Source organism: Sphingobacterium multivorum, assembly GCF_039511225.1.
GTDB lineage: Bacteria > Bacteroidota > Bacteroidia > Sphingobacteriales > Sphingobacteriaceae > Sphingobacterium.
The window spans coordinates 5,491,919-5,518,133 of sequence record NZ_CP154261.1 but is presented as its reverse complement, the minus strand read 5'-3'; the positions used below and the strand labels follow the sequence as shown (position 1 = coordinate 5,518,133).

Sequence of the window (26,215 nt, the reverse complement as noted above, 5' to 3'; positions counted from 1 at the left end):
ATAAATATGTTATGATGAACAGAAATATTAGAAAAGTGGCAGTTCTCGGATCGGGTGTTATGGGCTCGCGAATTGCTTGTCATTTTGCTAACATTGGTGTTGAAGTTTTACTGTTGGATATTGTTCCGCGCGAACTGCTTCCGGCAGAACAAGCCAAAGGCTTGACTTTGGAGAGTAAGATCGTTCGGGACCGAATTGTCAACAGCTCCTTAGAAACGGCTTTAAAAACAAACCCTTCGCCAATTTATAGCAAGTCATTTGTAAGACGTATCAAAACAGGGAATTTTGACGATAATCTAAAAGACATTGCTTCTGTGGATTGGATTATCGAGGTTGTTGTTGAGCGGCTCGATGTTAAAAAATCTGTTTTTGAGCGTGTTGAGCAATTTCGAAAACCTGGGACATTGATTACTTCCAATACTTCTGGTATTCCTATTCATTTAATGACAGAAGGGCGAAGTGAAGATTTTAAAGATCATTTCTGCGGCACACACTTCTTCAATCCGCCGCGCTATCTCCCTTTATTGGAAGTCATTCCAACACCGCATACCAAGCCCGAGGTTGTTGACTTTATACTTCACTTCGGTGACAAAATGCTGGGTAAATCGGTTGTGTTATGTAAAGACACTCCGGCGTTTATTGGTAATCGTATCGGTGTTTATTCGATGTTGGCGGTTACTCATTTAGTGGAACCTCTTGGATTGACCATTGAGGAGGTCGACAAATATACCGGTCCTGCAATGGGGCATCCCAAATCGGCAACTTTTCGTACAGCCGATGTGGTAGGACTTGATACTTTGGTGAATGTTGCCAATGGACTGGCGCAGAATGCCCCAGAAGATGAAGCCAAAGGGGTGTTCCAGCTTCCTGCATTCATCAGCAAGATGGTCGAGAATAAATGGTTGGGTGAGAAAACCAAGAAAGGGTTTTATGAAAAAGTAAAAGCTGCCGATGGTAATTCGGAGATTTTATCTTTAAATCTAAAAACACTGGAATTTGGTTCACAGCAAAAAGTGAAATCCACTACTTTGGAAGCTACCAAGCCTGTAGAGGATATCCGCAAGCGGATGAAAGTATATGAACAAGGAACCGATAAAGCGGCGGAACTCTTCCGTGCCATGCATTATCCATTGTTTGAATATGTATCCCGCCGTGTTCCCGAAATTACAGATGACTTCTTCCGGATCGATGATGCCATGCGTGCTGGATTTGGTTGGGAGTTAGGACCATTTGAAGTATGGGATGCGCTAGGTGTTCGCGAGACTTTAGCTAAAATTAAGGCCGAAGAAAAACGACTTCCGGGTCAGGACGGGGAGGTTGCTTCCTGGGTACACGAGATGTTGGAAGCCGGATGTGAATCATTCTATAAAATAGAAAATGGTGTACGTCACTATTATGATATTGCGACCAAATCGTATAAAGCTATTCCCGGTACCGAAGATCTGATCGTATTGGATCACATCCGGGAAAGTAAGACAATCTGGAAAAATACGGGTGTTTCTATTATTGATCTGGGCGATGGTATCATTAATTGTGAATTTCATACCAAGATGAATACCATTGGTGGGGATGTTATCCAGGGATTGAATAAAGCCATTGACCTTGCTGAAAAAGAGTATCGCGGTTTAGTGGTGTCCAATGATGGGAAAAACTTTTCTGCTGGAGCCAATATCGGAATGATTTTCATGATGGCCGTAGAACAGGATTTTGATGAATTGAATATGGCCGTTCGTGCATTTCAAAATACATCCATGCGCTTACGCTATTCGTCAATACCTGTAGTCGTTGCGCCATTTCAAATGACCCTTGGTGGGGGCTGTGAATTCTCCATGCATGCCGATTTTGTTCAGGCTCACGCCGAAACCTATATGGGATTGGTTGAACTGGGCGTTGGTGTTATCCCCGGTGGCGGTGGAACCAAAGAATTTACACTACGTGCCTCGGAGGAATTTAAGGAGGATCAGATTGTTCAAAATACGTTAAAAGATAAATTCCTGACTATTGGCCAGGCGAAAGTTTCAACTTCTGCCTATGAAGCCTATGAACTTGGCTATTTGCAGAAAGATAAATTTGCAATCACCATGAACCGTGCCCGTCTTCTGGCGGATGCCAAGGCAAAGGCATTAGAATTGGCAGATGAGGGTTATGTTCAGCCTGCTCCACGCAATGATATCAAAGTTTTGGGAAATCAAGGATTAGGAATCGTTTATGTGGGCGCTTCATCAATGCGTGAAGGCAATTACATCTCTGATTATGATCGTAAGATCTCAGAGAAACTAGGCTGGGTGATGTGTGGTGGAAATTTATCGTCACCGACGGAAGTGTCTGAACAGTATTTACTGGATCTTGAACGTAAAACATTCCTTGAGCTTTGTGCTGAACGCAAAACGCTTGAAAGAATTCAATTTATGTTGACCAAGGGTAAGCCTTTACGGAACTAGAACTCACTACTCACGAAAAAATTAAAAATCATGGAAGCATATATAGTTGCAGGATTTCGTACAGCAGTAGGCAAAGCGCCCCGGGGAGTATTTCGCTTTATGCGGGCCGATGATTTAGCCACGGATGTTATTAAACATCTTGTATCCACTGTGCCGAATTTAAATAAAGAAGATATAGATGATGTCATTGTTGGGAATGCCATGCCGGAAGCGGAGCAGGGACTCAATATGGCCCGTTTCATTTCACTGATGGGATTGGACACGGATAAGGTCCCGGGAGTAACCGTTAATCGATACTGCGCATCAGGCCTAGAAACCATTGCGACCGCGGTAGCAAAGATTAAGACTGGGATGGCAGATGTTATCATTGCCGGTGGTGTAGAAGTAATGTCCGGAATGCCTTTTGGAGGTTGGAAGATTGTGCCTAATCCTGTTGTGGCAAAAGAGCATCCTGACTGGTATTGGGGAATGGGATTGACTGCCGAAGCCGTAGCCAAAGATTACAATGTTTCACGCGAAGATCAGGATGCTTTTGCACTTAAATCAAATCAAAAGGCAGTTGCTGCCATTCAAAACGGTCATTTGAAAGATGGGATTGTGCCTATTACTGTAAAAGAAAATTATCTGAAAGACGGTAAGATTGCAACGCGCGAATATGTTGTTGATACAGATGAAGGTCCTCGGGCTGATACTTCCCTGGAGGCTTTAGGGAAACTAAAACCAGTCTTTGCAGCGAATGGTTCAGTAACGGCAGGGAATTCTTCGCAAACTTCTGATGGAGCAGCATTTGTCTTGGTGATGTCTGAAGCAAAAGTGAAAGAACTTGGTGTTAAACCAATTGCAAAGCTTGTTAGTTTTGCTGTGGCAGGTGTTCCACCGCGCATTATGGGCATAGGGCCTATCTACGCTATACCAAAGGCCTTGGCGAAAGCTGGGCTTAAAAAAGAAGATATTGATCTATTTGAACTGAATGAAGCTTTTGCGTCTCAATCGTTAGCCGTTATTCGCGAACTCGGATTAGACGAAGAGAAAGTGAATGTCAATGGTGGTGCCATAGCATTAGGGCATCCACTTGGTTGTACAGGCGCGAAATTGACAGTCCAGGTCCTAAATGAGTTAAAGCGCAGAGGCAAAAAATACGGCATGGTGACGATGTGTGTGGGAACTGGCCAAGGAGCAGCTGGTATTTTTGAGTTATTGGACTAAATAGGTCTTTAAAAACAGCGATATAATTAAAATATGGATCTCTGATCTCATAGTGAATAGAAGTATTTAACAACATTGTGGACAGCATTCGTCGCGTAGTAAGATTTTGCTGCCCATACAAATCTAAAAAGACAATGAGCGAAAATAAAGCAATTAAAGGCGGAGAGTTCGTGATTAGGGAGACGCCCTATACAGCAGTTTTTATTCCGGAAGAATTTGATGAAGAAGCCAAAATGATTCGTCAAACTTGCTTGGATTTCTTGGATACGGAGGTATTGAACAAACTTGATCGTATAGATGCACAAGAAGAGGGGCTTATGCCTAGTTTGATGGATAAGGCCGGTGAACTCGGGATGCTGGGAGTTTCTATTCCCGAAGAATATGGTGGTTTCGGCAAAAATTTTAACACGTCTATGCTTGTTGCAGATGCGGTAGGGGGTGGGTTTTCTTTTGCTGTCGCATTGTCTGCTCATACAGGAATCGGAACACTGCCTATTTTGTATTATGGTAATGATGCCCAAAAGGCGAAATATATTCCAAAGCTTGCTACCGGTGAATGGAAAGCTTCATATTGTTTGACAGAGCCCAATGCCGGATCGGATGCAAATTCTGGACGTACCTCGGCAAAATTAAACGCTGAAGGAACACATTATTTGATCAATGGTCAAAAAATGTGGATTACAAATGGTGGTTTTGCAGATATCTTTATCGTATTTGCAAAAATCGATGATGATAAAAATCTGACGGCATTTATTGTCGAAAAGGATTTTGGTGGTATCACGATGAATCCAGAAGAACATAAATTAGGCATCAAAGGGTCGTCAACACGTCAAATCTTTTTTAATGACTGTGCGGTTCCCGTAGAAAATATGCTTTCTGATCGTGAAAACGGATTTAAGATTGCTGTAAATATCCTGAATATTGGACGTATAAAACTGGGCGCTGCCACAATTGGTTCGGCACGAATGGTGATCAATCATGCGGTGCAGTATGCCAATGAACGTGTGCAGTTTAATCTGCCGATTTCTAAATTTGGTGCCATTCGTTATAAGCTCGCTGAAATGGCAACACGTTTGTTTGCTGTGGAATCTGCGTCATATCGCGCGGGTCAAAATATCGATGATGCCTATGATGCACTGATTGCTGGTGGTATGGATGAAGCGAAAGCAAAATTGAAGTCTGTGGAGCAGTTCGCAATTGAGTGTGCTATCATCAAGGTATGGTGTTCGGAGATGTTGGATTATGTGGTTGATGAGGGCGTGCAAATCTATGGTGGAATGGGCTATTCTGCAGATGCGCCGATGGAACGCGCTTATCGGGACTCACGGATCAACAGGATTTTTGAAGGTACCAATGAAGTGAATCGATTACTTGTGGTTGACATGTTGTTAAAACGGGCCATGAAAGGTGAATTGGATCTGATGGGACCAGCGCAAGCTGTAGCTGGAGAGCTTCTAGCTATTCCAGATTTTGGTGAAGAGGACGACGCACCTTTTGCTGCAGAAAAGAAAATTGTGGCAAACCTTAAAAAAGCAGGCCTATTGATTGCCGGAGCAGCTGTGCAAAAATTGATGATGTCTCTTTCCAAAGAGGAGGAAATCCTCATGAACATTGCCGATATTATCGGATATGTTTATATCACTGAGTCAGTCTTGTTGCGTGCGGAAAAATTGCTGCATACAGGATCAGATAAAGCAGACTATGCGAAAGATATGGCTAAAATTTACCTATATGGTGCTATTGATAAAATTAGCGCTGCTGGCAAAGAAGCATTATATTCTTTTGGCGAAGGCGACGAACTGAATATGATGTTAGTTGGTTTGCGCAGATTCACAAAAGCACAGCCATTTAATGTGAAAGATGCACGTCAGCGAATCGCAAAAAAATTGATCGATGAGAATAAATATTGTTTTTGATTGATAATAGATTATTGGTTTTGGTTGATGGCCGGAGAGAAATCTTCGGCCATTTTTGTGTTACAATACTAGAAAGTAACGGTAATTATGTTAAATTTAACCTTTAAACCCTAACCATTCTATGACATCTTCAAAATCATTTGCATTTACAGAAGACTGGGTAGTCGTCATTTTGGGGATTGCTACCATATTTCTTGCTCTCTCAGGAATTGTTGCGCCGGTACCTAGTTTTTCGTGGAGTAATTCTGCCGAACTCGTCTCGACGATTTTTGACCCGACAAATTTACTGAAGCTTTTTGAGCAGTTTATTTTTGTATTCGTTACGGCGATATTAGGCGCGTTTCTTTTGGGAAAATCTGTAAAATATTTATTAGTGGTATTTCCGACTGTATTTATCCTTACGGTATTTGCCCTGATTTTGGCAGGCAACGCAACAGTGAAAGAATATAATCTCGAAGCTGTAATTTTTAGTTTGATTATCGGTTTAATTATCAGCAATTGCTTTAAACTGCCCAATTGGTTTAAAGAGGCACTCAGTACGGAACTGTATGTCAAGATAGGCTTAATTTTGCTCGGAACGACAGTGATTTTCGGAGATATTCTCAAAGCGGGATCCTTGGGGCTTATTCAGGCACTGGCCGTTGTGCTGTCTGTTTGGTACTTCGCGTTTTGGATTTGTAAAAAGCTAAAGATTGACAAGGAAATGTCTCTGATGCTATCGAGTGCGGTTTCTATTTGTGGCGTCTCCGCCGCAATAGCAACATCTGGAGCCATCAAAGGCGATAGCAAAAAACTTTCCTATGTGATTTCGTTGGTCCTGATTACAGCAATTCCAATGATGATTTTCATGCCCTATATGGCAGAGTGGATGGGCTTGTCGCAAGAAGTTACCGGAGCTTGGCTTGGAGGAAGTATTGATACAACCGGAGCTGTAGTAGCTTCTGGCTCCTTGGTCGGTGAAGAAGCGTTGAAGATCAGTACCATTGTGAAATTTTCCCAAAATGTATTGTTGGGGCTGGCTGCTTTTGCCATTAGCATTTATTGGACCTACGCTAAATCTGTTGATGATGAAACCAAGCGCGATAAACCGACATTGAAAATTATATGGGAGCGTTTCCCGAAATTTGTGTTGGGATTTGTGTTTGCATCGTTGCTATTTTCATTCGTTATCTCCCCTGAGAAGATCGACGCCGTCAAAGGAAGTCTGAAAAACCTGCAGGGTCTCTGGTTTACCTTAGCATTTACATCAATAGGTTTGGAAACGAACTTTAAGGATCTTTTTGTCCAAGACAACAAGAAACCGCTGTATGCCTTTCTAATTGCCCAGACTTTTAATGTTATTATTACTTTATTGATTGCGCTGGTGTTATTCCGCTAAGAAGGTAAGTGTTATGATCTGAGGCGGATCGTTAAATATGATCGTAAAAATGGCTGTCCAACAAGGACGGCCTTTTTTGTTCCGTGCTCCTCATACGCTCTCGGATATACCGCTTCTTACAGCTCATTTCATAAGTCCAAAACCAGCCGTATGCAGTAGATCATCTTGACGACGACTGTAGCTTTCATGATTTTTCACGCCGGATGAAATGCGATTAGCCTTTTTATTCTCTTTAAGTGCCTTAAAATTAATGGTTAATGGTATTTTAAAAAAAAATATTATTAAATCTATCAAATTAGTAGTCTTTTAAAAAATATTTATATATTTGTATCGTTATCTGATTTTCAGGTAAATAGAAAGGTGGGCAAAAAGACTGACTTGACTATGAATCGAACTAGCCATGAAATTGATTTTGTAGAAAGACATGTAATTAAAGTTGTTTGAAATTGCCACACTGTAAGTGCATATACGGATTTGCTTTATGTAGTATGAAATAAAAGAAAAATAACAAGATAAAAAGAATGAAACAAAATTACTCTTCAAAAACAAGTTTATTGGTTGCTTCGGTAGAAGGAGCTGTTGTTGGCCTAGAAAGTTGCCAAAAACGAATGTGTTGTTAAAATTTCTCTCTTACACTCTCTTATATTAGAAAAGGGAAGCCGAGGCTTCCCTTTCACAAAGTTTTAACAATGAAGCAAGTATCGATTGGCGTTGGCACTTGTTTAGGTTCACCATTAAACTGAATAAATTTATGAAAAAAAATGCTATTTTTCGAATTAGCGTCGTTTTTAGCTTGCTTTTAACGGGTTCTTACCACAGCTATGCGCAAGTAGAAAATCCTAAACCTATTATAAATGCCTCATTAACAGGTACCGTAATTGACGCCGTAACAAAAGAACCATTACAGGGGGTAACGGTTCAGCTGGAAGCTGTTACGCACCAAGTAAAAACAGACAGTAAAGGAGTTTTTCAGTTTGTAACTGGACAAAAATTACCATTTTCATTGATCGTATCCATCGTCGGTTATCAAACTCGTCACATCGTGGTAGATCATTCTCCGGCCGTGATTGAGCTTACACCACGATTGGAAGCATTGGATCAAGTGGTCGTCACCGCACGTCGTCGGAAAGAACAATTGCAGGACGTGCCTATTCCCGTATCAATTATTCGTGGAGCAGCATTGGAAGATGCCGGCGCATTTAATGTTAATCGGTTGAAAGAACTGGTGCCAACTGTTCAGTTGTATGCATCGAACGCACGTAATACAACACTTAACATACGCGGACTTGGTTCCACCTATGGCCTCACCAATGATGGGATTGATCCTGGTGTTGGATTTTATCTTGATGGCGTATATATTGCCCGCCCTGCCGCAACTTGGCTAGACTTCATTGATATTGATCAGATTGAAGTACTGCGGGGACCACAGGGTACCCTCTTTGGAAAAAATACAACCGCGGGAGCTTTCAATATCACCTCACGTCTGCCTCAATTTACACCCGAGGCCAATGTGGAAGTCAGCTATGGAAACCAGGGGTTTATTCAGGCGAAGACTTCAATCTCAGGACCATTGGCCAAAAACTTGGCAGCGAGAGCTTCTTTCTCTGGTACACAGCGGGATGGAAACTTGTTTAATGTACATACCAATAGGAAGATCAATGATATCAACAACATGGGCTTTAGAGGGCAATTGCTGTTTACCCCAACCGAAAATATCAAACTCGTACTCTCTGGGGACCTGTCATCACAAAAACCGGACGGTTATGGCTGGGCGGTTGCCGGAGTTGTAAAAACACAGCGTGCAGACTATAGACAGTTTGATGCAATTATTAAAGATCTTGGCTACGAGTTGCCCTATAAAAGTGCTTTCGAACGTAAGATAGATCTGGATACGCAATCCAAAGCCGATAATAAATTGGGTGGGGTCGCATTGAATGCCGATATCAAGATTGGAGAAGGGACACTGACCTCTACTTCTGCTTGGCGAACATGGACGTGGGTTCCGCTCAATGACCGTGATTACTTAGGACTTCCGGTATACACCGTTTCAGCAGGTAATTCCGTCCATAACCAGTGGTCACAGGAGTTCAGATACTCTGGGAAAATCAGTGAAAAGGTCAGCGGGGTTGTTGGGTTATTTGGCCTTTGGCAGGATCTGGGCACAGACCCCGTACATACCGAAGAAACAGGATCTGCCTTTTGGCGTTTTCAAAAAAGCTCTACCAGTGCTTTGTGGCAAACTCCGGGCTTATTCGATAATTTTGGAATCAAGACTGTTTATGGCATCAAGAGTACGAGTTTAGCTGCTTATACGCAGATCGATTGGGCTGTTACGCCAAAATTACACATCTTACCTGGTTTGCGTTACAACTATGATAAAAAGGTTGCAAACTACGATAGACAGACCTATGGCGGCTTGCAGACATCAGACCCCGCATTGCTTGCTTTAAAGAATGGTGTGTATACAAACCAGACTTTTGATGTCAATGCTGATGCCGATAATTTTTCAGGCCAGCTCTCGGCAAGATATCGCTTCAATCCGAAGATAAATGCTTATGCAACTTATTCTATTAGCTATAAGCCAGTCGGTATCAATGTCGGTGGGTTGCCGACAGCAAATGGAGCAGTGCTGCTGGATCTCGCCGAAGTAAAACCGGAGGCTGTCCGTCATAAGGAAATTGGTGTGAAGACGAATCCGACACGCAATACACTCCTCAATCTGACCGTCTACCAAACGGATATCAAAGACTATCAGACGCAAGTGCAGACACCAGAGCCTGGGGTAAACCGTGGTTATCTGGCCAATGCCGAAAAGGTACGTGTAAAGGGTGTTGAATTGGATGGAAATATCAACATCGGACACTTTCTCCGATTGAATGGAGCATTGGCCTATACTGATGCCAAATATGTTAAATTTACCAATGCACCTGTTCCCTTAGAAGAGGTTGGCGGAGCGCAAGCTTTTAAAGATATCTCTGGTGGCGTCCTTCCTGGTGTTTCCAAATGGTCTTGGTCCTTGGGTGGCGAAGCGAATAAAAGTGGGAAGCTGATCGGAATTAATGGATCTTACTTTTTGGGCGCAGACCTATTTCACCGTTCTAAATTCTCATCCAGTTCCTCACCATCACAGTACCTAAACATTGATGCCTATTCGGTATTGAACGCTCGGCTAGGATTCAGGGGATCGAATGGTATTTCGGTGTTTGTGTGGAGTAGAAATCTAACCAATAAAGATTACTACGAACAATTGCTGGCAGCACCTGGAAGCTATGGACAGTATGCAGGGGTAGTTGCCGATCCGCGGACTTACGGTGTTACACTGCGATACAATTGGAAACAAGGAAATTAAATCCGTAATTCATATTATATTTTTATCGACCGTCTCCATTTCGTTATGGGGACGGTTTTTGTTTTGCGCTAATTTTCAATAGCTCCTTTTTTTATATATGGAAATTTGTATCTTAAATCATCATTAAGGTGAATGATTTGCGCATGAACGAAAAAGAGCTTTTACAACACTATAAAACAAGCGGTGACTTGTCTACGCTGGGGAAACTATATTCGCCCTATATGTCCTTGCTTTATGGTGTGTGCTTTAAATACTTACAAGACCCCGACCGTAGTCAGGATGCTGTGATGCAGATATTTGAAGAACTTATCACGAAGCTTCGGCAATATGAAGTCGATAATTTTAAGAGCTGGTTACACGTTTACAGCAAAAATTATTGCCTGATGCAGTTACGTAAAGATAAGCGGACAACACAGGTTGATATTGAAGATAATTTGTTCGAAAGCGAACAAAAGCTAAATGATACCAGTGAGGTCAAATGGGAAGAAAAAGACTTTGAGAAACTGGAAGGATGTATGCAGACTTTAAACCATGAACAACAAAAATGTGTGCGTTTGTTCTATCTCGAGCAAAAATGTTATAAAGATATTGCAGATTTGACCGGATATGACTTGAATAAGGTCAAGAGTGCTATTCAAAACGGAAAGCGCAATCTAAAAATCTGTATGGAAAGGAAAGAAAATGGAAAATAATTATCAATTATCACGGATTCATAATTACATCCATGGTTTGATGACTAAGGAGGACATGTTTCAACTGGAACGAGAAGCATTGGAAGATCCCTTTTTACAAGATGCTATCGATGGTTATCGATTACAAAATGGTGTGGATGCCCGACAATTGAGTCTATTGCAGCAACGCCTCAATCGTCGTGTAGAAGATACCGTTGCGACAAGACATGCCCAATATTTCACTTGGCAGCGTTTGGCGATAGGCGCTACCGCAGGGGTACTTTTTGTGACTTTATTGGCCTTGCTCTATTTTAAACATTTTAGCGGTAAAGCGGAGCGTACAACGGATGTAGAGTTGAGCGAGCCTGAAAATAAGGTGTCTGTTGAACCATTGTTGGATGGAGGTGATGCAACGCCGCGTGAAGGATGGAAAATTTTTGAACAGTACCTCAATCAGAAGTCCGTTACATCTGTAAGAGGTGGCGAAATTATTGTCAATTTTACGATCGACAAAAATGGAGTGCCTACTCATATCAGTGCTGAAGGACAACCAGATCAGTCGCTCGTTGATGAAGCGGTTCGACTTCTGCAGTTTGGACCAAAATGGCAGGGAACAAAAGGGCGTCTGAAAATTGTGTTCCCCGTCAAAGAGGAACGGAACTCGGCACAAGTAACTGTAATTAAACCGCCGCATTGTTTTGGAATCGAAAAAAAATAATAGTGATCTGATAAAAAGCAGCGAGCCATTTCTTTCATAGGAAATGGCTCGCTGCTTTTTTATATAGTCTGAATTACTTAAAATGCATATCTCAAGCCTAATTGTACTTGATAAGGATTACCATTTAAATTGGATACTCCCACACCAGAACTCATATTATAAATATATTGTTGACTGGTTGCATCAAAGCTTTTGATGGCATATAGATTTTGCTTACCCAGATTGTGTCCTACGCCCCAAGTTTTTTTCAATAGGTTGGCTACATTGAAAATGTCTATCGAAGCTTCAATGCCATGTTTCTTGTAAACTTTTAGATTTTTAGCCAAATGTAAGTCAAATACACCGTAAAAACCGTTGATGCCGCCGTTTCTTTCGGCGATGCGGTCGAGGTTACCATTGATGTATTTTTTAATGCTCTGTTCTGCCTTTGGATCATCCAAAATGGCTTGAATGCCCGATTTGATGTAATCGGGTGTGTTTTTATTGCTGGGGTTGTAAACGAAGGCAAGATCGTTGGAATTGACAAAATCACCATTAACATTCCCATTAACCGCTAGGGAATAGCGTGTTCCTGCAATTCCGCTAAAACGTAAACCCATAGATACACCCCATAGCGATGGCATAGTACCATAAAAAACAACTTTATGGCGGAATTGATTATCCGAATACGTCATCGTACTCAAGTCGCGTGGATCATCTTTCACCATCAGCGAAAGGGTAGCGGAGTTTGCGACGTTGCCGTTGTAAGAGGTATTGTCTTTTGTGTCGTTCCAGGTGTAAGATACGGTTATCTGCCCGTCTTTATAATAACGATAAGTTCCGTCCAGCACAACCGTATAAGAATTGTTTTTTCCTTCACTGTTCATTTCCAGTACGCGGCCTATTTGTTTTGTTTTACGGCTATTGGTCCAGTTGGCGGCACCGTTTGTCGTATTGATGCTTGATGCCGGAACATACACCCCACGGTTACCTTCGGCAGTCAGCCTAAAGTAAGGATCCTCCACCATATTGCGATCTACATACATATAATTGTTGCGCCCCCAGGTTCCGTAAGCGCTTAAACCGATGCGTAGCGAAGGTGTGAAAAAGTGATTGATGGAAATATTCGCTTTATATACAGTTGGCACTTTTACATCCTTGCTATTGGTATTGATGGTAACAAGTTTTTCGATCTTCGGGTTGTCCAGCAGTTCGCGCCCTGGAGCTGTATCGGGGTCTTGGCGATATCCTGCAAAATTTGGTTTGGGAATTAAAGTAGGGTCAGTAATATCTACACCGGCAATGCGTGAGCCATCAAACAACATATTGTTTAACATAGAATATGGGTTGAGGGCCGAACCGAATATACCAGCGCCAAAACGGATTATATTTTTCTTTTCTTCATTGATATCCCAGTTGAACTGCACGCGAGGTTGTATCTGAAAAGTGTTGATACCATTATCGGTTGAAAGGCCCAGTTCGTCATAGACTGTTTGGTTGAACGTAGCCTTCTTTAGGTATTTCGTATTGTCCAGACGTAGGCCGCCGACAACATCAAGACCCCTAGCGATTTTAGCTTCCATCTGTCCATAGAGACCTACAGCTAGATTGTTGACCAAGGTGTTTTCTTTGTCAGTCATATATACATCACGGGCATACCGATAAGGAGTCAGGTTATCGAAATTTTGTAGACCAGTAAAATAAAAACGACCATTCATTTCGCTGCCGTAGCGGAAATCCATGTTCGTATACATGACATCTGCACCGAAGGTATATTTGATTTTATCTGTGTTATAATAGAGGTTGTTGACCAGTTGTAACATATTTCCGTTGAACCATTCTGGTGCATAGCGCTGACCACCAAGCTGTATTGAATTGGTATATTTATTTGTGCCGTCCACCGATTGAACAGATTCAACGATCGCACGTGGAATACTGTGTGACTGATCAAATCCAGCTACATTGTGCTGTGCTTCAGAACGCTCATAAAAATGTTGCACCTTCAAATCGTTGGTCAATTTGGAACTGATCGACGTGCGCAAGGAGGCCATGAGGCTGTTGTTGATATACCTTCTGTTGGTGTAGGATTCAAACGCATTGATGCCTGTATTGTCTCCCTCTTGTTGATTGTCCATGTCGTAGACAAAGTTGTTCCGAATAGTCAATAAGTTTTTATCGTTCAATTGCCAATCAATGCGGGCGAAGGCCGCGTCGGTCTTTTTCTTCTTGTCAAAGGAACCAAACAGGCGATCGGCACTTGCGCCATATTTACCTACAGCAATGCGGGTAAACTCATCTAATGTAGCCTGGGTTACTTTGTACCGTGCAATGTCCTCCGTTGTTTGAATGTCTGCGATCTGAAGAGGACGGGTATCCATTTGACGATCCCAAGTTACAAAGAAGTGAGCTTTGTCTTTTATGATTGGACCTCCAAGTGAGAATCCATATTGATAGGTGGAGAATTTTTGTTTTCGGGCTGTTCCATTGAGGTTGTACTTACTCGAAAGCCAACCTGCCCGGGCAAAAGTAAATGCACTTCCAGTTAACGTATTTGTACCGGATTTGGTTACGGTGGTAATGCTGCCCCCACCGCTGCGGCCGAACGTGACATCATAGTCGTTGGTCACTACTTTGAACTCACGAATGGCTTCCATAGAGATTGAATAAGCTCCGCCGCTATTGCCACCGGCTACTGTACTGCGTGAATTCATTCCGTCTACCGTAAAATTGGTCGATGAAGCACGCTGCCCAGCAAGATTCGTCCCACTACTGACAGGCGATAAATCAATCAGAGAGGAGAAATTACGACCATTTACAGGCATTTTTTTGAGATCATTGGCCGTAATGGCGGTAGATGCACCCAATGTCTTGATCTTATTTTTTAGGTCAGCCGCAGTGCCTTGAACGATAACTTCATCCAATTTATTTTCAGCTGATGATAAGGTGAAATCCACATTGAGTTCGTCACCATAGCTCAATTTATAGTCGGTCTTTTTTTGTTCTGCATAGCCAACGTGGTTGATTGTAATGCTGTAGGGCGAGCCCAAAGGTAATTGTTGAAAGGTATAGACACCATTTTGGTTGGTCAGTGTCGTTTGTTTAAATCCTGTTGATTCATTCCTTACCGATACAGATGTTCCTTTTACGGGCCCATTGTTGTCTATGATCCGACCTGTAATCGTCGCTTCGGTACCCTGAGCCCAACTGTTGGTTGGAATTTGGAAAAATGTAATAATGGTTAATACCATTAACCAAACGATGTTTCTTTGCATAATAATTTCACTTTTTAGTTGATTAGCGTCTGTCACAAGTATGTTGCGAAATTATCTCTGCAAGATTGTTAAATGGTTAAGATCTCATTATGAAATATTTAATAAAAATGGGTTTTGATGGTCCGTCATGCATAATTAATTAACCTATAAACAGCGAGCGGCTCAGATACCTCTAAGCCGCTCGCTGTTTATTATAAAGTTGAGAAGATTTATTCTTCCCAACGAATTTTATCTGCAATTGGTGTGCGGATAGGTTCGCGCGCCTCAGATTGATGGTGTCCTAAGTAGAATAGACCAATACATTTTTGATTTTCTTCGAGATTTAAGAAACCACCCAAATGATTGATTAAACCGGGAGTCGCCCAGTATCCACCAATGTTTAGCGAGTGTGCAGCTAACCACATGTTTTCAACTGCTGCAGCAGTACAGGCCAATTCTTCCCATTCGGGAACTTCGCCTGTATAATTGACAACAATAGCGATCGCAACGTTTGACTGTGTTGCTTTTTTGCCCATTGTTATTTCTGTTGCTTCAGTGTATTTCTCTGCTGGTGTTACCGATTTGTAAATACGTGATAACTCCGTGCCCAAACGTTCCAATCCCTCTTTGCGGAAGATGATAAAACGCCAAGGTTGTGTCCTTTTATGTGTTGGAGCAGCATTAGCCGCTTCCAAGATACTCAAGATATCTTCTTTACTGACTTCTTCTTCAGTAAAGGATGCTTGAAATACTGATCTTCTGTAGTGTATTGCCTTTAATACGTCGTTTTTCATTATAATTTATTTTTCCTTTATGCTTTTTCTTCCCATAAAGATACAACATGCAAAATTGTTTTGACGGCTTTTTCCATATCTTGTACAGCTACCCACTCTTGCTTTCCATGGAAAGCATGTCCTCCGGCAAAAATATTTGGACAAGGTAGCCCCATAAACGAAAGACGGGAGCCATCTGTTCCACCACGGATACTTCTTCTTTCAGCCACCATTCCTGCTCGGTTGATGGCTTCCATACCGATTTCCATAATTTCAGGATGCTGATCCAGCACTTCTTTCATATTACGGTATTGTTCTTTTACAACAAAAGTATAAGTACAGTTTGGATATTGCTCCACGATTGATTTTGCAATACCTTCCAGTTCATCTTCATGTTTCTTGAGATTGGCCGTAACGTGATCACGTACGATAAATTGAATTTCTGCTTTTTCCACAGATCCACTGATATGAACAGGATGTACGAAACCGTCTTTTTTGCTGGTGCTTTCAGGTGAAAGTCGATTTTTCGGTAGCGCATCAATTACTGCACTGGCGATTTTGATGGCACTTTGCATCTTTCCTTTAGCAAAACCCGGATGCACAGACACGCCATGAATAGTCAATGTAGCTCCATCTGCTGAAAATGTCTCATCTTCGATGGTTCCGGCTCTTTCACCATCCATGGTATAAGCGAAATCTGCTGCTAAACGTTTTAAATCTGCTTTATCAACACCTCTACCAATTTCTTCATCCGGTGTGAAAAGAATTTTGATGTCACCATGTTTGATTTCAGGATGTTTCATTAATAAACGGGCAGCATCCATGATTTCGGCCACACCTGCTTTGTCATCTGCACCGAGTAAAGTAGTGCCACTCGCTGTAATGATATCATGGCCAATTTGATTGGCTAGATCGGGATGTTCGGCATATTTGATGATAATACTATTGTCGTCAGGAAGCACAAGATCCTGGCCCTGATAGTTAGCATGAACCAGTGGTTTTACATCTTTTCCAGAGGAGTCCGGAGATGTATCCATATGAGAACAGAAACAGATAACGGGAACTTGCTTTGTGGTATTAGAAGGAATAGTTGCGTAAATATATCCATTTTCATCCATTGCCGCGTCTGAAATACCCAATGCCAGCAACTCCGTTACAAGTAACTTTCCTAGGTTCTTTTGCTTTTCTGTAGAAGGACATGTTGGTGAATTTGCATCAGATTGTGTGTCAATCTGTACATAACGTTGAAATCTTTCGGATACCGAAAAATCACTTATGTTGTTGATCTCAAATGTGCTCATTTTTTAATAGCCCTAATGTGATAAGGATGGTCAAACTTAGATAAATTGCTTTTTATTTGCAATTTAATTTGGTTGCATTTACAAACAATTTACCCTTCATACATGCGTTTGACGCTATTGTAACAAATGGGCAATAACTGGAAACTGATCGGAGCGAATAGAATCCTAATTTTCGCTAAAGAAAATGTATCGCTAGATAGCATTGTGCTGAAGGGCTTTTGAACAGTACGGTTGTTTGTATCCATGGATATGCAACAAAAGAAATCATGATGGTGGTACATCAATAAAAACCTTCATGACTTCGCAGACACCAACAGCAATGAAAGCAAACTGAAGGTTCTTTGTGGCCAATAAGACCAGACAATTTCAGAAAAAAAAGGACCTATCAAATTGTTGACAGGTCCTTTTTCAGTGGTAAATCGTTTTCTATTTCTTTTCGTCTGCGTAACCAAATACCTTCTGCAGGATATTGGTATTTCTACTGCCGCCTATGTTGTGTCTAATTTTTGATTCCTGGTCGGCAACTTTGATAAATAGACCATCTATTGCTTTCTGCGTAACGTATGCAGTAAGATTTGTCTCCACTTTATTGCCTAAAGGAAGGTTGTTGTAAGCTGTTGTCAATTGGGTCCAGTACTGGTCCACATTGTTTGTACCCATGGCAGATTTGATAACAGGACTAAACTTGTTTGTTAATTCGGTCGATGTATTTGTTTTAAAAAACGTTGTGGCGGCGTCTTCTTTACTACCTAAAAGAATATTGGTTGCATCGGTTATCGTCATCTTCGAAAGTGCGTTTACAAATACTGGGGCAGCCTCTTTAACGGCTCCCTCTGCTGCTCTGTTCATGCTCTGTATAAACTGATCGCACAATTTTCCCATCCCAACAGCACGAAGTGTTTTTTCTACTTTTTGTGCTTCAGCAGGCATCAAAATCTTTACTGCCGCATCACCCAAAAAACCATCCTTCTTGGCTAGAGATTCGATACTCAGATTTAAGCCGTTGCTTAAAGCCTGTTTGATTCCCAACGATGCATCCTTATTGGACAAAGATGCCAAGGTATTCGATTTTGATGCTATTGCAGTCGTATTTGATGTTGTCGTCTTTGATGTCGACGTCGTTTTAGTACTGTCGGTCTGGCCCTGATTTGCTTTTGCCAATGTCTCACTGATTTTCTTAAAAATCTGTGCTTCGCTTGCATTGGAATAAAGTAATCCGGAGACAAATAGTGTACAATATAATAGTGGAAATTTCATTATGTTTTTGTTTTGCTGTCAAAATTAAACATATCGACTGTTAATTTATGTGAAAGTTTAAACCAATTGCAACGAACCATAGCTATTGTCGGGAATCGTAGCAGATGCGCTACAGCGTGCTGAGTCGCTATTCCCGATGCGGTGTAAATAAAAGCTGTCCCACAAAATAAAACAGCAGATCCTAAGCGGACCTGCTGTTTGTGTTATAAGGTTGTTGTTATTAACAAGATATTATTTCCAGGAGAGTGTCGTTGCTACTGGAAAGTGATCCGACGGAAATTTATTCATGTAGGTGTCGGTCAGGATACCATATTTTTTTACCTGGAAAGGTTTGGTGATAAAGATATGGTCTATGCGGCCTGTTGGTCTGATGCTTTTGCCCCATCCGTTGAAGGAAGAATTCGGTTCATATTTGAAAGGAGCCAATTCATGTACGTCGGTAACTACTTTGCTATTGGCAAGTGTAAAATAAGCCTCATCTTGTTCATCCACATTGAAGTCTCCGGTTAAAATGAGCGGTAGATCTTTGGCAAACTCTTTTGCTTTTGTCAGAATCAATTTGGCACTCTCGGTACGCGCAGTACGGCCGATATGATCAAAATGCGTGTTCATGAAGATGAAGCGTTTTTTATTGGCCTTGTCTTCAAAAATACCCCAGGTACAGATTCGCGGTAGTGCTGCATCCCAGCCTTTATTCGGGTGTTCGGTATCTGTGGCTGAAAGCCAGAAAGTTCCACTCTTTATCGCTTTAAAGCGATTTGTATTGTAATAAATTGCCGAGTGCTCGCCCTCTTGTGCACCATCGTCGCGACCTACACCCACGTAATCAAATCCAGGAAGGAGCTTTTTGAGATCTTGAACCTGATCAAAAAAACCTTCTTGGATACCAAAGATATCAAAACCATGGTATTTGATCAGATTGGTAAGCGGGACTTTCCGGTCGTTCCACATGTTATCGACATCGACGGTATTTCTTTGGCGGATATTATAACTGGCTGCAATAAATTCCTGCCCATACGATAGGAAGGATAAACACAGTGCTATAACGAGAAAAAGACTTTTTTTCATTTATTTGAATTATTTATGCTATTTATGAGTGATCTTCATGTGTTTAAATGAACTCGTTTCACTCGGTTATTTGTTTATCATTTATTCTTTATATAAAGGCAATCATGCTGCCTCGGACGACACGAGTGTTTAGTTTCATCGCTATAAATGTCCTTTGTTCACTCGGTTTGTCCTTATTTCTTTAATATGCGGAGCAACAACTCAGGTTCATCAGTGGTAATAAAATCAATTTTCTGATCGATTAGATTTGTCATTTCTTCTTCTGTGTTTACGGTCCATGCATTCACTTTCATACCAAGTTGATGCGCATCTTTCAGCCATGTCGCATTCTTTTTAAAGACGGAAAAGTGATAATCCACCCCATTAATCCCAGCAGCTTTTACATCTGAAGGAGATTTATCTCCTGTAAGATATTGGATATTAGCCTTAGGAGCCAATTCGTGGATCTTTTGACAAGCTTCAAAGCTGAAGGAAATGTAATCCGTAATTTTCTCAGCTTTTAAGCTTTTGACCATTTCAACCGTTTTTGTGGTCGCTTCAAGTGTACGCTCGACACCGAGTTTATTAATCTTCAATTCAAGGATAAGACGCAAGCCTTTCAATTTTTTTCCAGCATTAATATATTCTTCCAACGTGGGAATGGATTCACCGTTAGGATGTTTCTTTTCTAAGAGCTCTTTGTAGGTTGCCGTTGCGATATCAATGCCATAGAAATCATTGTCATGGTTGACTACAAGAATATTGTCTTTGGTCAGATGTACATCAAATTCAGACCCGAAGAGCTTGAGTTCGTGGGCCGCTGTTAAGGAAGCAATGGAATTTTGCGGAAGGTGGCTGTTTTTCCATACGCCACGATGTGCAATGGCTTTCGTTTGCGCGAATAATGCGGAGGATGAGATTACCATAGCGAGTGTCAGACAGCTAAAAATATGTTTTTTCATGCTATAATTATGTATGAGTGGTTGTTTTCAACGGCAGAATGTGCACGTTCCACTCGGTGATTTATTCCTATTCTATTTCTTTTTTGGACATTTATATGACCGATTGTGATGTTACCGATAAAAAAATAGACCCCGATCATGATCGTTTCTTACCGATATGTTTAAAAGCTGATTTTACATAGGACAAAAAAAGTGGTACTTTTTATCTCGATGTACAAGATCTAAAGTACCACTTTTATATTTAGGAATTGTTAAGTGTAATTTATTTTTTACCATTCCATTCAGCCATGAACTCATCCAGAAAGTTGAGCATATAGTCATGACGATGTGCTGCTATTTTTTTTGCAGCCTCTGTATTCATCTTATTCTTTAACAATAATAGCTTTTCGTAGAAGTGATTGATAGTAGGAGCTTCCGAATGTTTGTACGCTTCCTTATCCTTATATTCTTGAACAGGAATGTTCGGATTATACATCTCACGGCCTTTATTACCACCAAAGCTAAACGCACGGGCAATACCTATTGCACCGATAGCATCCAAACGATCAGCATCTTGGACGATTTCCATCTCTTTTGAATGGAATGACACTTCGCCCAAACTTGCTTTGAAAGACATATTGAAGATGATTTTCTTGACATGGTCAATGATCTCAGGCGAAATTTCTAGACTTGCCAAAAACTCTCCGGCAACACGAGGGCCTATTGTTTCATCGCCATCGTGGAATTTACTGTCAGCGATGTCATGTAATAGTGCCGCCAATTCGCAGACCATAACATCCGCTTCTTCATCTTCTAAAATTAACTTCGTATTGTTCCATACGCGTTGAATATGCGACCAATCGTGGCCTGCTTCTGCAAATTTCAATCGATCTTGCACAAATGCTACTGTGCGCTCAATAATGTTATTCATACAATACTTTTGTTTTTTCGCGAGTACCCTCGTATAATTCGTATTCTAATAATCTACAATCTAATTTACCATTATAAAATTCTATGCGACGGGACGCGCGTAGGCCGATTTTCTTTGCTAGATCTGGATTTCCTGTAAATATATAGCCTCTATAACCTTTGCACTCCTGTTTCATGAAATCCCCCATACGCTTATAGGTAATTTCTAGCTTGCTGTGCGTGCCCAAACGTTCACCGTATTCAGGATTGAATAAAATGACACCACCTTCTTTAGGAACGTGTGTTTCGGCAAAATCGCATACTTCAAACGAAATTAATTGCTCCACACCAGCAGTTCTTGCATTCATCTTTGAGACGTTGATTGCCTCTTCCGAAATATCGCTTGCAATAATTTGGGGAGCCGCTTTTTTATTGATCTGATCTTTGAGTAGTCGGCGCTCTTGGAAGAAAACTGTTTCATCATAACCGATGAAATGCATAAATGAATAGTTCATGCGCAGCAACCCTGGTTTTCTGTTTGTTGCTATCAGTGCTGCCTCAATGGCTAAAGTTCCGGATCCACACATCGGATTTACAAAAGGTGAATTACCGTCCCATTTGGAGGCAATAATTGTTGAGGCTGCAAGAGCTTCCAGCATTGGCGCTTTTCCCGGGATCTTACGGTAGCCATGTTTTGCCAGTGTCTCGCCTGAAGTATCGAGAAAAATTTCAGCACGGTCATCTTTCCAGTACAAGTGGACAACCGCTTTATTATTGTCCGGACCTGAATTAGGGCGCATACCTTTTTTTTCCTTTATACGGTCCACAATTGCATCCTTAACCTTTACGTTTGCAAATAAAGGTGTGCTGATCGTCTCATTGTCTACATTGGAGCTGACAGAAAAATATCCGTCAAATTGAATGAGTTCTTCCCAGGCAATTTTACTCAATTCCTCATAGAGCTCCGTCGGATTGTTGGCTGTAAACTCCTTCAACGAATACAAAATCTGAGAGGCTGTGCGTAGGTTCAGATTAAGCTTGATCGTATCGTTTATACTGACCTTTAATTCTACTCCTGTCGGAAATGCCCTGACAATGTCAAAACCTAACTCTTTAACTTCCTGTTGCAAATAAGGTGATAAGCGCTTATTGCACGTTATAATAACTTTATTGGGGGTGTTGAAAACTTCCATCATATTTTGTACAAAGTTAATTAAACTCTTCCTCAAAAATTGCTTAATTTTACGCTTTAATATTTATTTTTTTGATTATGGAAATTAGAGGAAAAGTACACGAGATAGGAGCGACACAACAAGTGACAGAATCATTCAAAAAACGCGATATGATTGTAGCTTATGCCGAAAACCCACAATTTGTTGAGTATATCCGTTTTGAAGCAACACAAGACAGAACGTCAATTTTTGATAACCTTGCAATTGGTGAAGAGGTAGAAGTATCTTTTAATCTTCGTGGTCGTCCTTGGACTAATAAAGATGGCGTAACAACTTATTTCAATTCATTGGTAGCATGGCGTGTTACAAAATTAGGTAATGCTGCTCCAGCTCCATCTTCTCCAGGTTATGCAGATATGCCTGCCCCTGTAGATTTGGCGGGTTCATCAGATGATGATGATCTACCATTTTAATCTGAATAGGATTATATAGCCTATCGCCACGCGGTAGCAAATAGATTATTTAAACTGTTCGCAATACAGTTATCTACGATAGAAAGGCTTCCTCAAGAAGCCTTTTTGTTTGGTGTCCAGTATGCATGCCTGATTTTTCTTGGCGCTTAAATTGCTTGCTATACGATGTCGTACATCAAAAACTACAGATATGAAATTAATTGTATTATTCTCTTGCTTAGCAATGATCTCGCTAAGTGCATGTAATCAAACCTCGAAAAATAGTCAGCATATAGCTGCAGATTCCTCGGCGCATGAGACTGTGGCCGTAGATACTGCCCATACATCGCAGAATTCGTTGGATTGGGCCGGTACTTATGAAGCTACTATTCCCTGTGCTGATTGTGAAGGCATCAAAACAAATATCACCTTAAAAAATGACAATACCTTTGCCATCGTCAGTGAATATATTAATAAAAATACCAAGGTCGAAGATAGTGGTAAAGTCATGTGGCACGACAACGGATCCGTTGTTCACCTCACAGGGAAGGAAACAAATATGAAACTGAAGGTGGGTGAAAACAAGCTAATTGGGCTGGATCAGGAAGGCCATGCGATTGAAGGCCCCAATGCGCATCTTTATATATACAATAAGGTAGAAGGCGAGAAATTGTAAAACGAAGCTCCGATAAAGGAGTTAGCCACTAACGTATTTACCGTACGGAACTTTTCGTAATAAATAGGTCAGTAGGGCACTAGCCAACAACGTGAGCACCGTTGCTGCCGGGATTTTCCACAAAGTGGATAAAGGAAGCAAAGGATGAATATAATTGAGCAGCAAAATATGGCAAAGGTAAATGCCAAAGCTGTGGATGTCGATAAATTCCCAGAAGGCGTTGAGGTTTTCTGGGAGTTTAAGACGTTGAACGAAGACGAATAAAAAGCCTGCACTCAATGCGATGTTGGGCGAAAGATAGTTGTAAAGTGTCGGATCAAATTCCCCACGGGAGCTACTTAGATAATATGTCCCCGATGCTGTAATTAAACAGCAGATCAGAAAAAATGTAAAACTTGACAATTTTACCATTGGGATAGGGTAATTACGTAGGTAATGGCCCAAGACCAAATAGCCCGCATAACCCGAGAAAAAGGTCAGGTCAAAATTAGGTAGGTAACTATTGAACCATTTATTCGTAAAAAATAACGCTGCAAACCACAATCCCAAAAAGATCTCAAGCTCTCTCTTACTGCAGTTGCCCACAATTTTGCGTATGAAAGGAACTGCAAGGTAGAGCCCAAGTATCATGTATAGGTACCAAAGGTGCGCATTCGTTCCTGACTTTAAGCGAATTAACACAATGTTAATAACTTGTGGAAAACCGATATAGTCAAAATCAATATAACGGACAAAATAATAGAGAAGATAGACGATGCTCCAAAAAAGAAAGGGCGGGACAATTTTCAATAAACGTTTCCGATAAAATTGTCCCGTACTTTCGTCTTTCTGTAACAGGAGGGCACCTGAAATAACGACAAACAGGGGTACCGCAAAGCGCGAGAAGCTATTGAGCCAATTGGCATAACTCCAGTCGAATGATTCAAATTCATTGCTGTTTAAGTAGCCCGAAGAGGAATGAATCAAGATAACGAGGAATATCGCAACAATACGTAGTACACTGATATAACTGGTTCGCGCCATTTGATTATGCTGTTTTTATTGACTTTTACTGTCGTAGACTTTCAAATACAGCAAAGTTAGGAGTGCTCCAATGCTCGCCATACCCACACCAACGAGGGAAGGTGTATTATAAGCTAAACCCCAGGTTATTGGGATTCCACCTAAAAATGCACCTAAGGTATTCCCGAGGTTAAAGGCTGCCTGGCCACCTGCTGCGGCCAATGTTGCTGCTTCTTTTGAGGCGCGGATCAACATCAGTTGTGTCGGCGAACCAATAGTGAAGGACACCAGTCCGGTAATAAAGGCTAAAGGATAGGCTGTCCAGCCCAGTGGTGATATAAAGTAAACCATCACAAGGCATAGTGCCATAGCGGAGAAACTCGCGATTGCCGCTTTGGTTGGGGAGATTGTATCCGCCAGTTTTCCGCCGATAAGATTTCCGAAAAACATACCAACACCGATCAGGATCATAATCAAGGGGACACGATCAGCAGCGATGCCCGACACATTGGTCACCAAAGGCGCGATGTAGCTGATCCAGGCGAAAAGTCCACCGGTACCAATGGCGATAATAGCCATTAAGAGCCAGGCGATTTTTTTGTTGAAGAAGTTTAACTGACTAAAGATATTATTTCCTTTGGCGGCCTCAATTTTTGGCATCCATGCATAAATTGCTGCAAAAGTGATTAATCCCAATATACTGATAATACCATACGTTAAACGCCATGAATAATGATGGCCTAAATAGGTGCCGAGTGGTACTCCAGCCAAATTGGCAATAGTCATTCCGGTAAACATAATGGATATAGCCTGTGCTTCTTTTCCTTTCGGAGCCAACCGGGCAGCAACAACAGAGCCAACACCAAAAAATGCGCCGTGCGGAAGTCCGGCCATAAAACGGGAGAGACTAATCAAAAACTGCCCCGGTGCAATACTGAAAAGGCCATTGAAGATAAAAAAGAGCAGCATTAAAAAGAGTAATACCTTCTTCGGAGGATATTTTCCTGTAAATAGCACTAATGTTGGGGCACCTACAACGACACCCAGTGCGTAGAGTGCAATCAGGTGAGCAGCGGTAGGGATTTCGATATGAAGATCTTTGGCAATGTCAGGCAGGATGCCCATCATCGTGAATTCGGTCATTCCGATGGCAAGTCCGCCAAATGCCAAAGCGATAATTCCTTTGTTCATTGTATTTTAAGGTTGAGGTTGTACGATAATGGTACGAAGATAGTAAATAGATTGTACTAAAAATTATTGATACCTTTTTTGAGGGACGCAAGTAATATTTTTAGTCTTTCTTAAGATGATCTGACGTTGATCTAACCTGCTTTCCAGTACCACCGAATCTGCAGCATGATAAACAACTTTAAAGCGGGGGATATACTGACCGGAAAGATAGCAACCTGAAATCTTCTGTTTGCCATTTTCCTTGGTATAGATACCATCGACAATGATGGAGTCTCCGCGTAATACATAAATACCTTTTGCATGTTCTGTCCAGGAGCCATTTTTGTAACAGCTATCTGGTATGGTTTGTACTTTATTGTTGACGTGCATGGTCGCGTAAACAGAGTCACAGGTAAACTTGAAGTCGGTCAAGGTATATTGCATCATCTGCTGCTGTCCAGGAATACTGTCTTGGACCCATTCTCCCTGTAAAAAGGGGGCACCTTCACTCTGCATATCCGAATTGAATTTGCAGGCTGTAAAAAAGAAAAACATACCTATGGCAAGTGCCAATAGGTATGTTTTTGTTTGTATATTTTTTATTGA

20 protein-coding genes are annotated in these 26,215 nt (G+C 41.4%); 9 read left to right on the top strand and 11 right to left on the bottom strand.

What is annotated here, in order from left to right; translation table 11 throughout:
- Window positions 1–11 precede the first annotated feature (11 nt).
- The 7 genes from AAH582_RS23030 to AAH582_RS23000 all read left to right on the top strand — a co-directional run bounded on the left by AAH582_RS23030 (window position 12) and on the right by AAH582_RS23000 (window position 11,679).
- On the top strand, window positions 12–2,441 hold the full coding sequence (locus AAH582_RS23030; protein WP_343320722.1) for a 3-hydroxyacyl-CoA dehydrogenase/enoyl-CoA hydratase family protein: 2,430 nt from the start codon (window positions 12–14) through the stop codon (window positions 2,439–2,441).
- A 30-nt stretch (window positions 2,442–2,471) separates the two neighbouring features.
- Window positions 2,472–3,647: an acetyl-CoA C-acyltransferase gene (locus tag AAH582_RS23025; RefSeq protein WP_070570298.1), complete on the top strand. Its 1,176-nt coding sequence runs from the start codon at window positions 2,472–2,474 to the stop codon at window positions 3,645–3,647.
- Window positions 3,648–3,781: 134 nt separating this feature from the next.
- Window positions 3,782–5,563 (top strand): acyl-CoA dehydrogenase family protein, encoded by a 1,782-nt coding sequence (locus AAH582_RS23020; RefSeq protein ID WP_343320721.1) that lies wholly within the window; start codon window positions 3,782–3,784, stop codon window positions 5,561–5,563.
- A 121-nt stretch (window positions 5,564–5,684) separates the two neighbouring features.
- On the top strand, window positions 5,685–6,941 hold the full coding sequence (locus AAH582_RS23015; RefSeq protein WP_046673665.1) for a YeiH family protein: 1,257 nt from the start codon (window positions 5,685–5,687) through the stop codon (window positions 6,939–6,941).
- 751 nt (window positions 6,942–7,692) lie between these two features.
- Complete coding sequence (locus AAH582_RS23010) at window positions 7,693–10,290, top strand: TonB-dependent receptor (protein WP_343320720.1); 2,598 nt, start codon at window positions 7,693–7,695, stop codon at window positions 10,288–10,290.
- Window positions 10,291–10,433: 143 nt separating this feature from the next.
- Window positions 10,434–10,982, top strand: a complete 549-nt coding sequence (locus AAH582_RS23005; RefSeq protein WP_046673667.1) for an RNA polymerase sigma factor — start codon at window positions 10,434–10,436, stop codon at window positions 10,980–10,982.
- Entirely contained in the window at window positions 10,972–11,679 is a 708-nt protein-coding gene (locus AAH582_RS23000) for a hypothetical protein (protein WP_343320719.1), read from the top strand. Before AAH582_RS23005 ends, AAH582_RS23000 begins: the two co-directional genes overlap by 11 nt.
- 77 nt (window positions 11,680–11,756) lie before the next feature.
- Here the strand turns inward: AAH582_RS23000 and AAH582_RS22995 are convergent, their stop codons facing one another.
- From AAH582_RS22995 to AAH582_RS22960, 8 genes are all read right to left on the bottom strand, one after another.
- Complete coding sequence (locus AAH582_RS22995) at window positions 11,757–14,930, bottom strand: TonB-dependent receptor (RefSeq protein WP_204990864.1); 3,174 nt, start codon at window positions 14,928–14,930, stop codon at window positions 11,757–11,759.
- Window positions 14,931–15,139: 209 nt separating this feature from the next.
- Complete coding sequence (locus tag AAH582_RS22990) at window positions 15,140–15,703, bottom strand: nitroreductase family protein (protein WP_046673669.1); 564 nt, start codon at window positions 15,701–15,703, stop codon at window positions 15,140–15,142.
- Between the two features lie 17 nt (window positions 15,704–15,720).
- On the bottom strand, window positions 15,721–16,983 hold the full coding sequence (pepT, locus tag AAH582_RS22985; protein ID WP_046673670.1) for a peptidase T: 1,263 nt from the start codon (window positions 16,981–16,983) through the stop codon (window positions 15,721–15,723).
- 426 nt (window positions 16,984–17,409) lie between these two features.
- A complete protein-coding gene (locus tag AAH582_RS22980) occupies window positions 17,410–18,240 on the bottom strand; it encodes a DUF4197 domain-containing protein (protein WP_343320718.1) in 831 nt (276 codons plus the stop codon).
- A 231-nt stretch (window positions 18,241–18,471) separates the two neighbouring features.
- The gene (locus AAH582_RS22975) at window positions 18,472–19,308 is read right to left on the bottom strand and encodes an endonuclease/exonuclease/phosphatase family protein (RefSeq protein ID WP_046673672.1); all 837 of its coding nucleotides are present in this window, start codon (window positions 19,306–19,308) and stop codon (window positions 18,472–18,474) included.
- 173 nt (window positions 19,309–19,481) lie between these two features.
- On the bottom strand, window positions 19,482–20,249 hold the full coding sequence (locus tag AAH582_RS22970) for a glycerophosphodiester phosphodiesterase (protein ID WP_046673673.1): 768 nt from the start codon (window positions 20,247–20,249) through the stop codon (window positions 19,482–19,484).
- A 262-nt stretch (window positions 20,250–20,511) separates the two neighbouring features.
- Window positions 20,512–21,159 carry an HD domain-containing protein gene (locus AAH582_RS22965; RefSeq protein WP_046673674.1) on the bottom strand — a complete coding sequence of 216 codons (648 nt, stop codon included), beginning with the start codon at window positions 21,157–21,159 and terminating at the stop codon, window positions 20,512–20,514.
- Window positions 21,152–22,330 carry a THUMP domain-containing class I SAM-dependent RNA methyltransferase gene (locus AAH582_RS22960; protein WP_343322372.1) on the bottom strand — a complete coding sequence of 393 codons (1,179 nt, stop codon included), beginning with the start codon at window positions 22,328–22,330 and terminating at the stop codon, window positions 21,152–21,154. The genes AAH582_RS22965 and AAH582_RS22960 overlap by 8 nt, the downstream gene beginning before the upstream one ends.
- 77 nt (window positions 22,331–22,407) lie before the next feature.
- Between AAH582_RS22960 and AAH582_RS22955 the strand changes: the two genes are divergently transcribed.
- Both AAH582_RS22955 and AAH582_RS22950 read left to right on the top strand, forming a co-directional pair.
- Window positions 22,408–22,782 (top strand): DUF3127 domain-containing protein, encoded by a 375-nt coding sequence (locus tag AAH582_RS22955; RefSeq protein WP_070570272.1) that lies wholly within the window; start codon window positions 22,408–22,410, stop codon window positions 22,780–22,782.
- Between the two features lie 190 nt (window positions 22,783–22,972).
- Complete coding sequence (locus AAH582_RS22950) at window positions 22,973–23,437, top strand: copper resistance protein NlpE (RefSeq protein WP_343320717.1); 465 nt, start codon at window positions 22,973–22,975, stop codon at window positions 23,435–23,437.
- A 21-nt stretch (window positions 23,438–23,458) separates the two neighbouring features.
- Here AAH582_RS22950 and AAH582_RS22945 read toward each other — a convergent pair whose 3' ends face one another.
- The 3 genes from AAH582_RS22945 to AAH582_RS22935 all read right to left on the bottom strand — a co-directional run bounded on the left by AAH582_RS22945 (window position 23,459) and on the right by AAH582_RS22935 (window position 26,182).
- The gene (locus tag AAH582_RS22945; protein WP_046673676.1) at window positions 23,459–24,460 is read right to left on the bottom strand and encodes an acyltransferase; all 1,002 of its coding nucleotides are present in this window, start codon (window positions 24,458–24,460) and stop codon (window positions 23,459–23,461) included.
- A 15-nt stretch (window positions 24,461–24,475) separates the two neighbouring features.
- Window positions 24,476–25,630 carry an MFS transporter gene (locus tag AAH582_RS22940; protein ID WP_046673677.1) on the bottom strand — a complete coding sequence of 385 codons (1,155 nt, stop codon included), beginning with the start codon at window positions 25,628–25,630 and terminating at the stop codon, window positions 24,476–24,478.
- Window positions 25,631–25,693: 63 nt separating this feature from the next.
- Window positions 25,694–26,182, bottom strand: coding sequence for a fumarate hydratase (locus tag AAH582_RS22935; protein ID WP_231585252.1), 489 nt, complete (start codon window positions 26,180–26,182; stop codon window positions 25,694–25,696).
- Window positions 26,183–26,215: the final 33 nt, after the last annotated feature.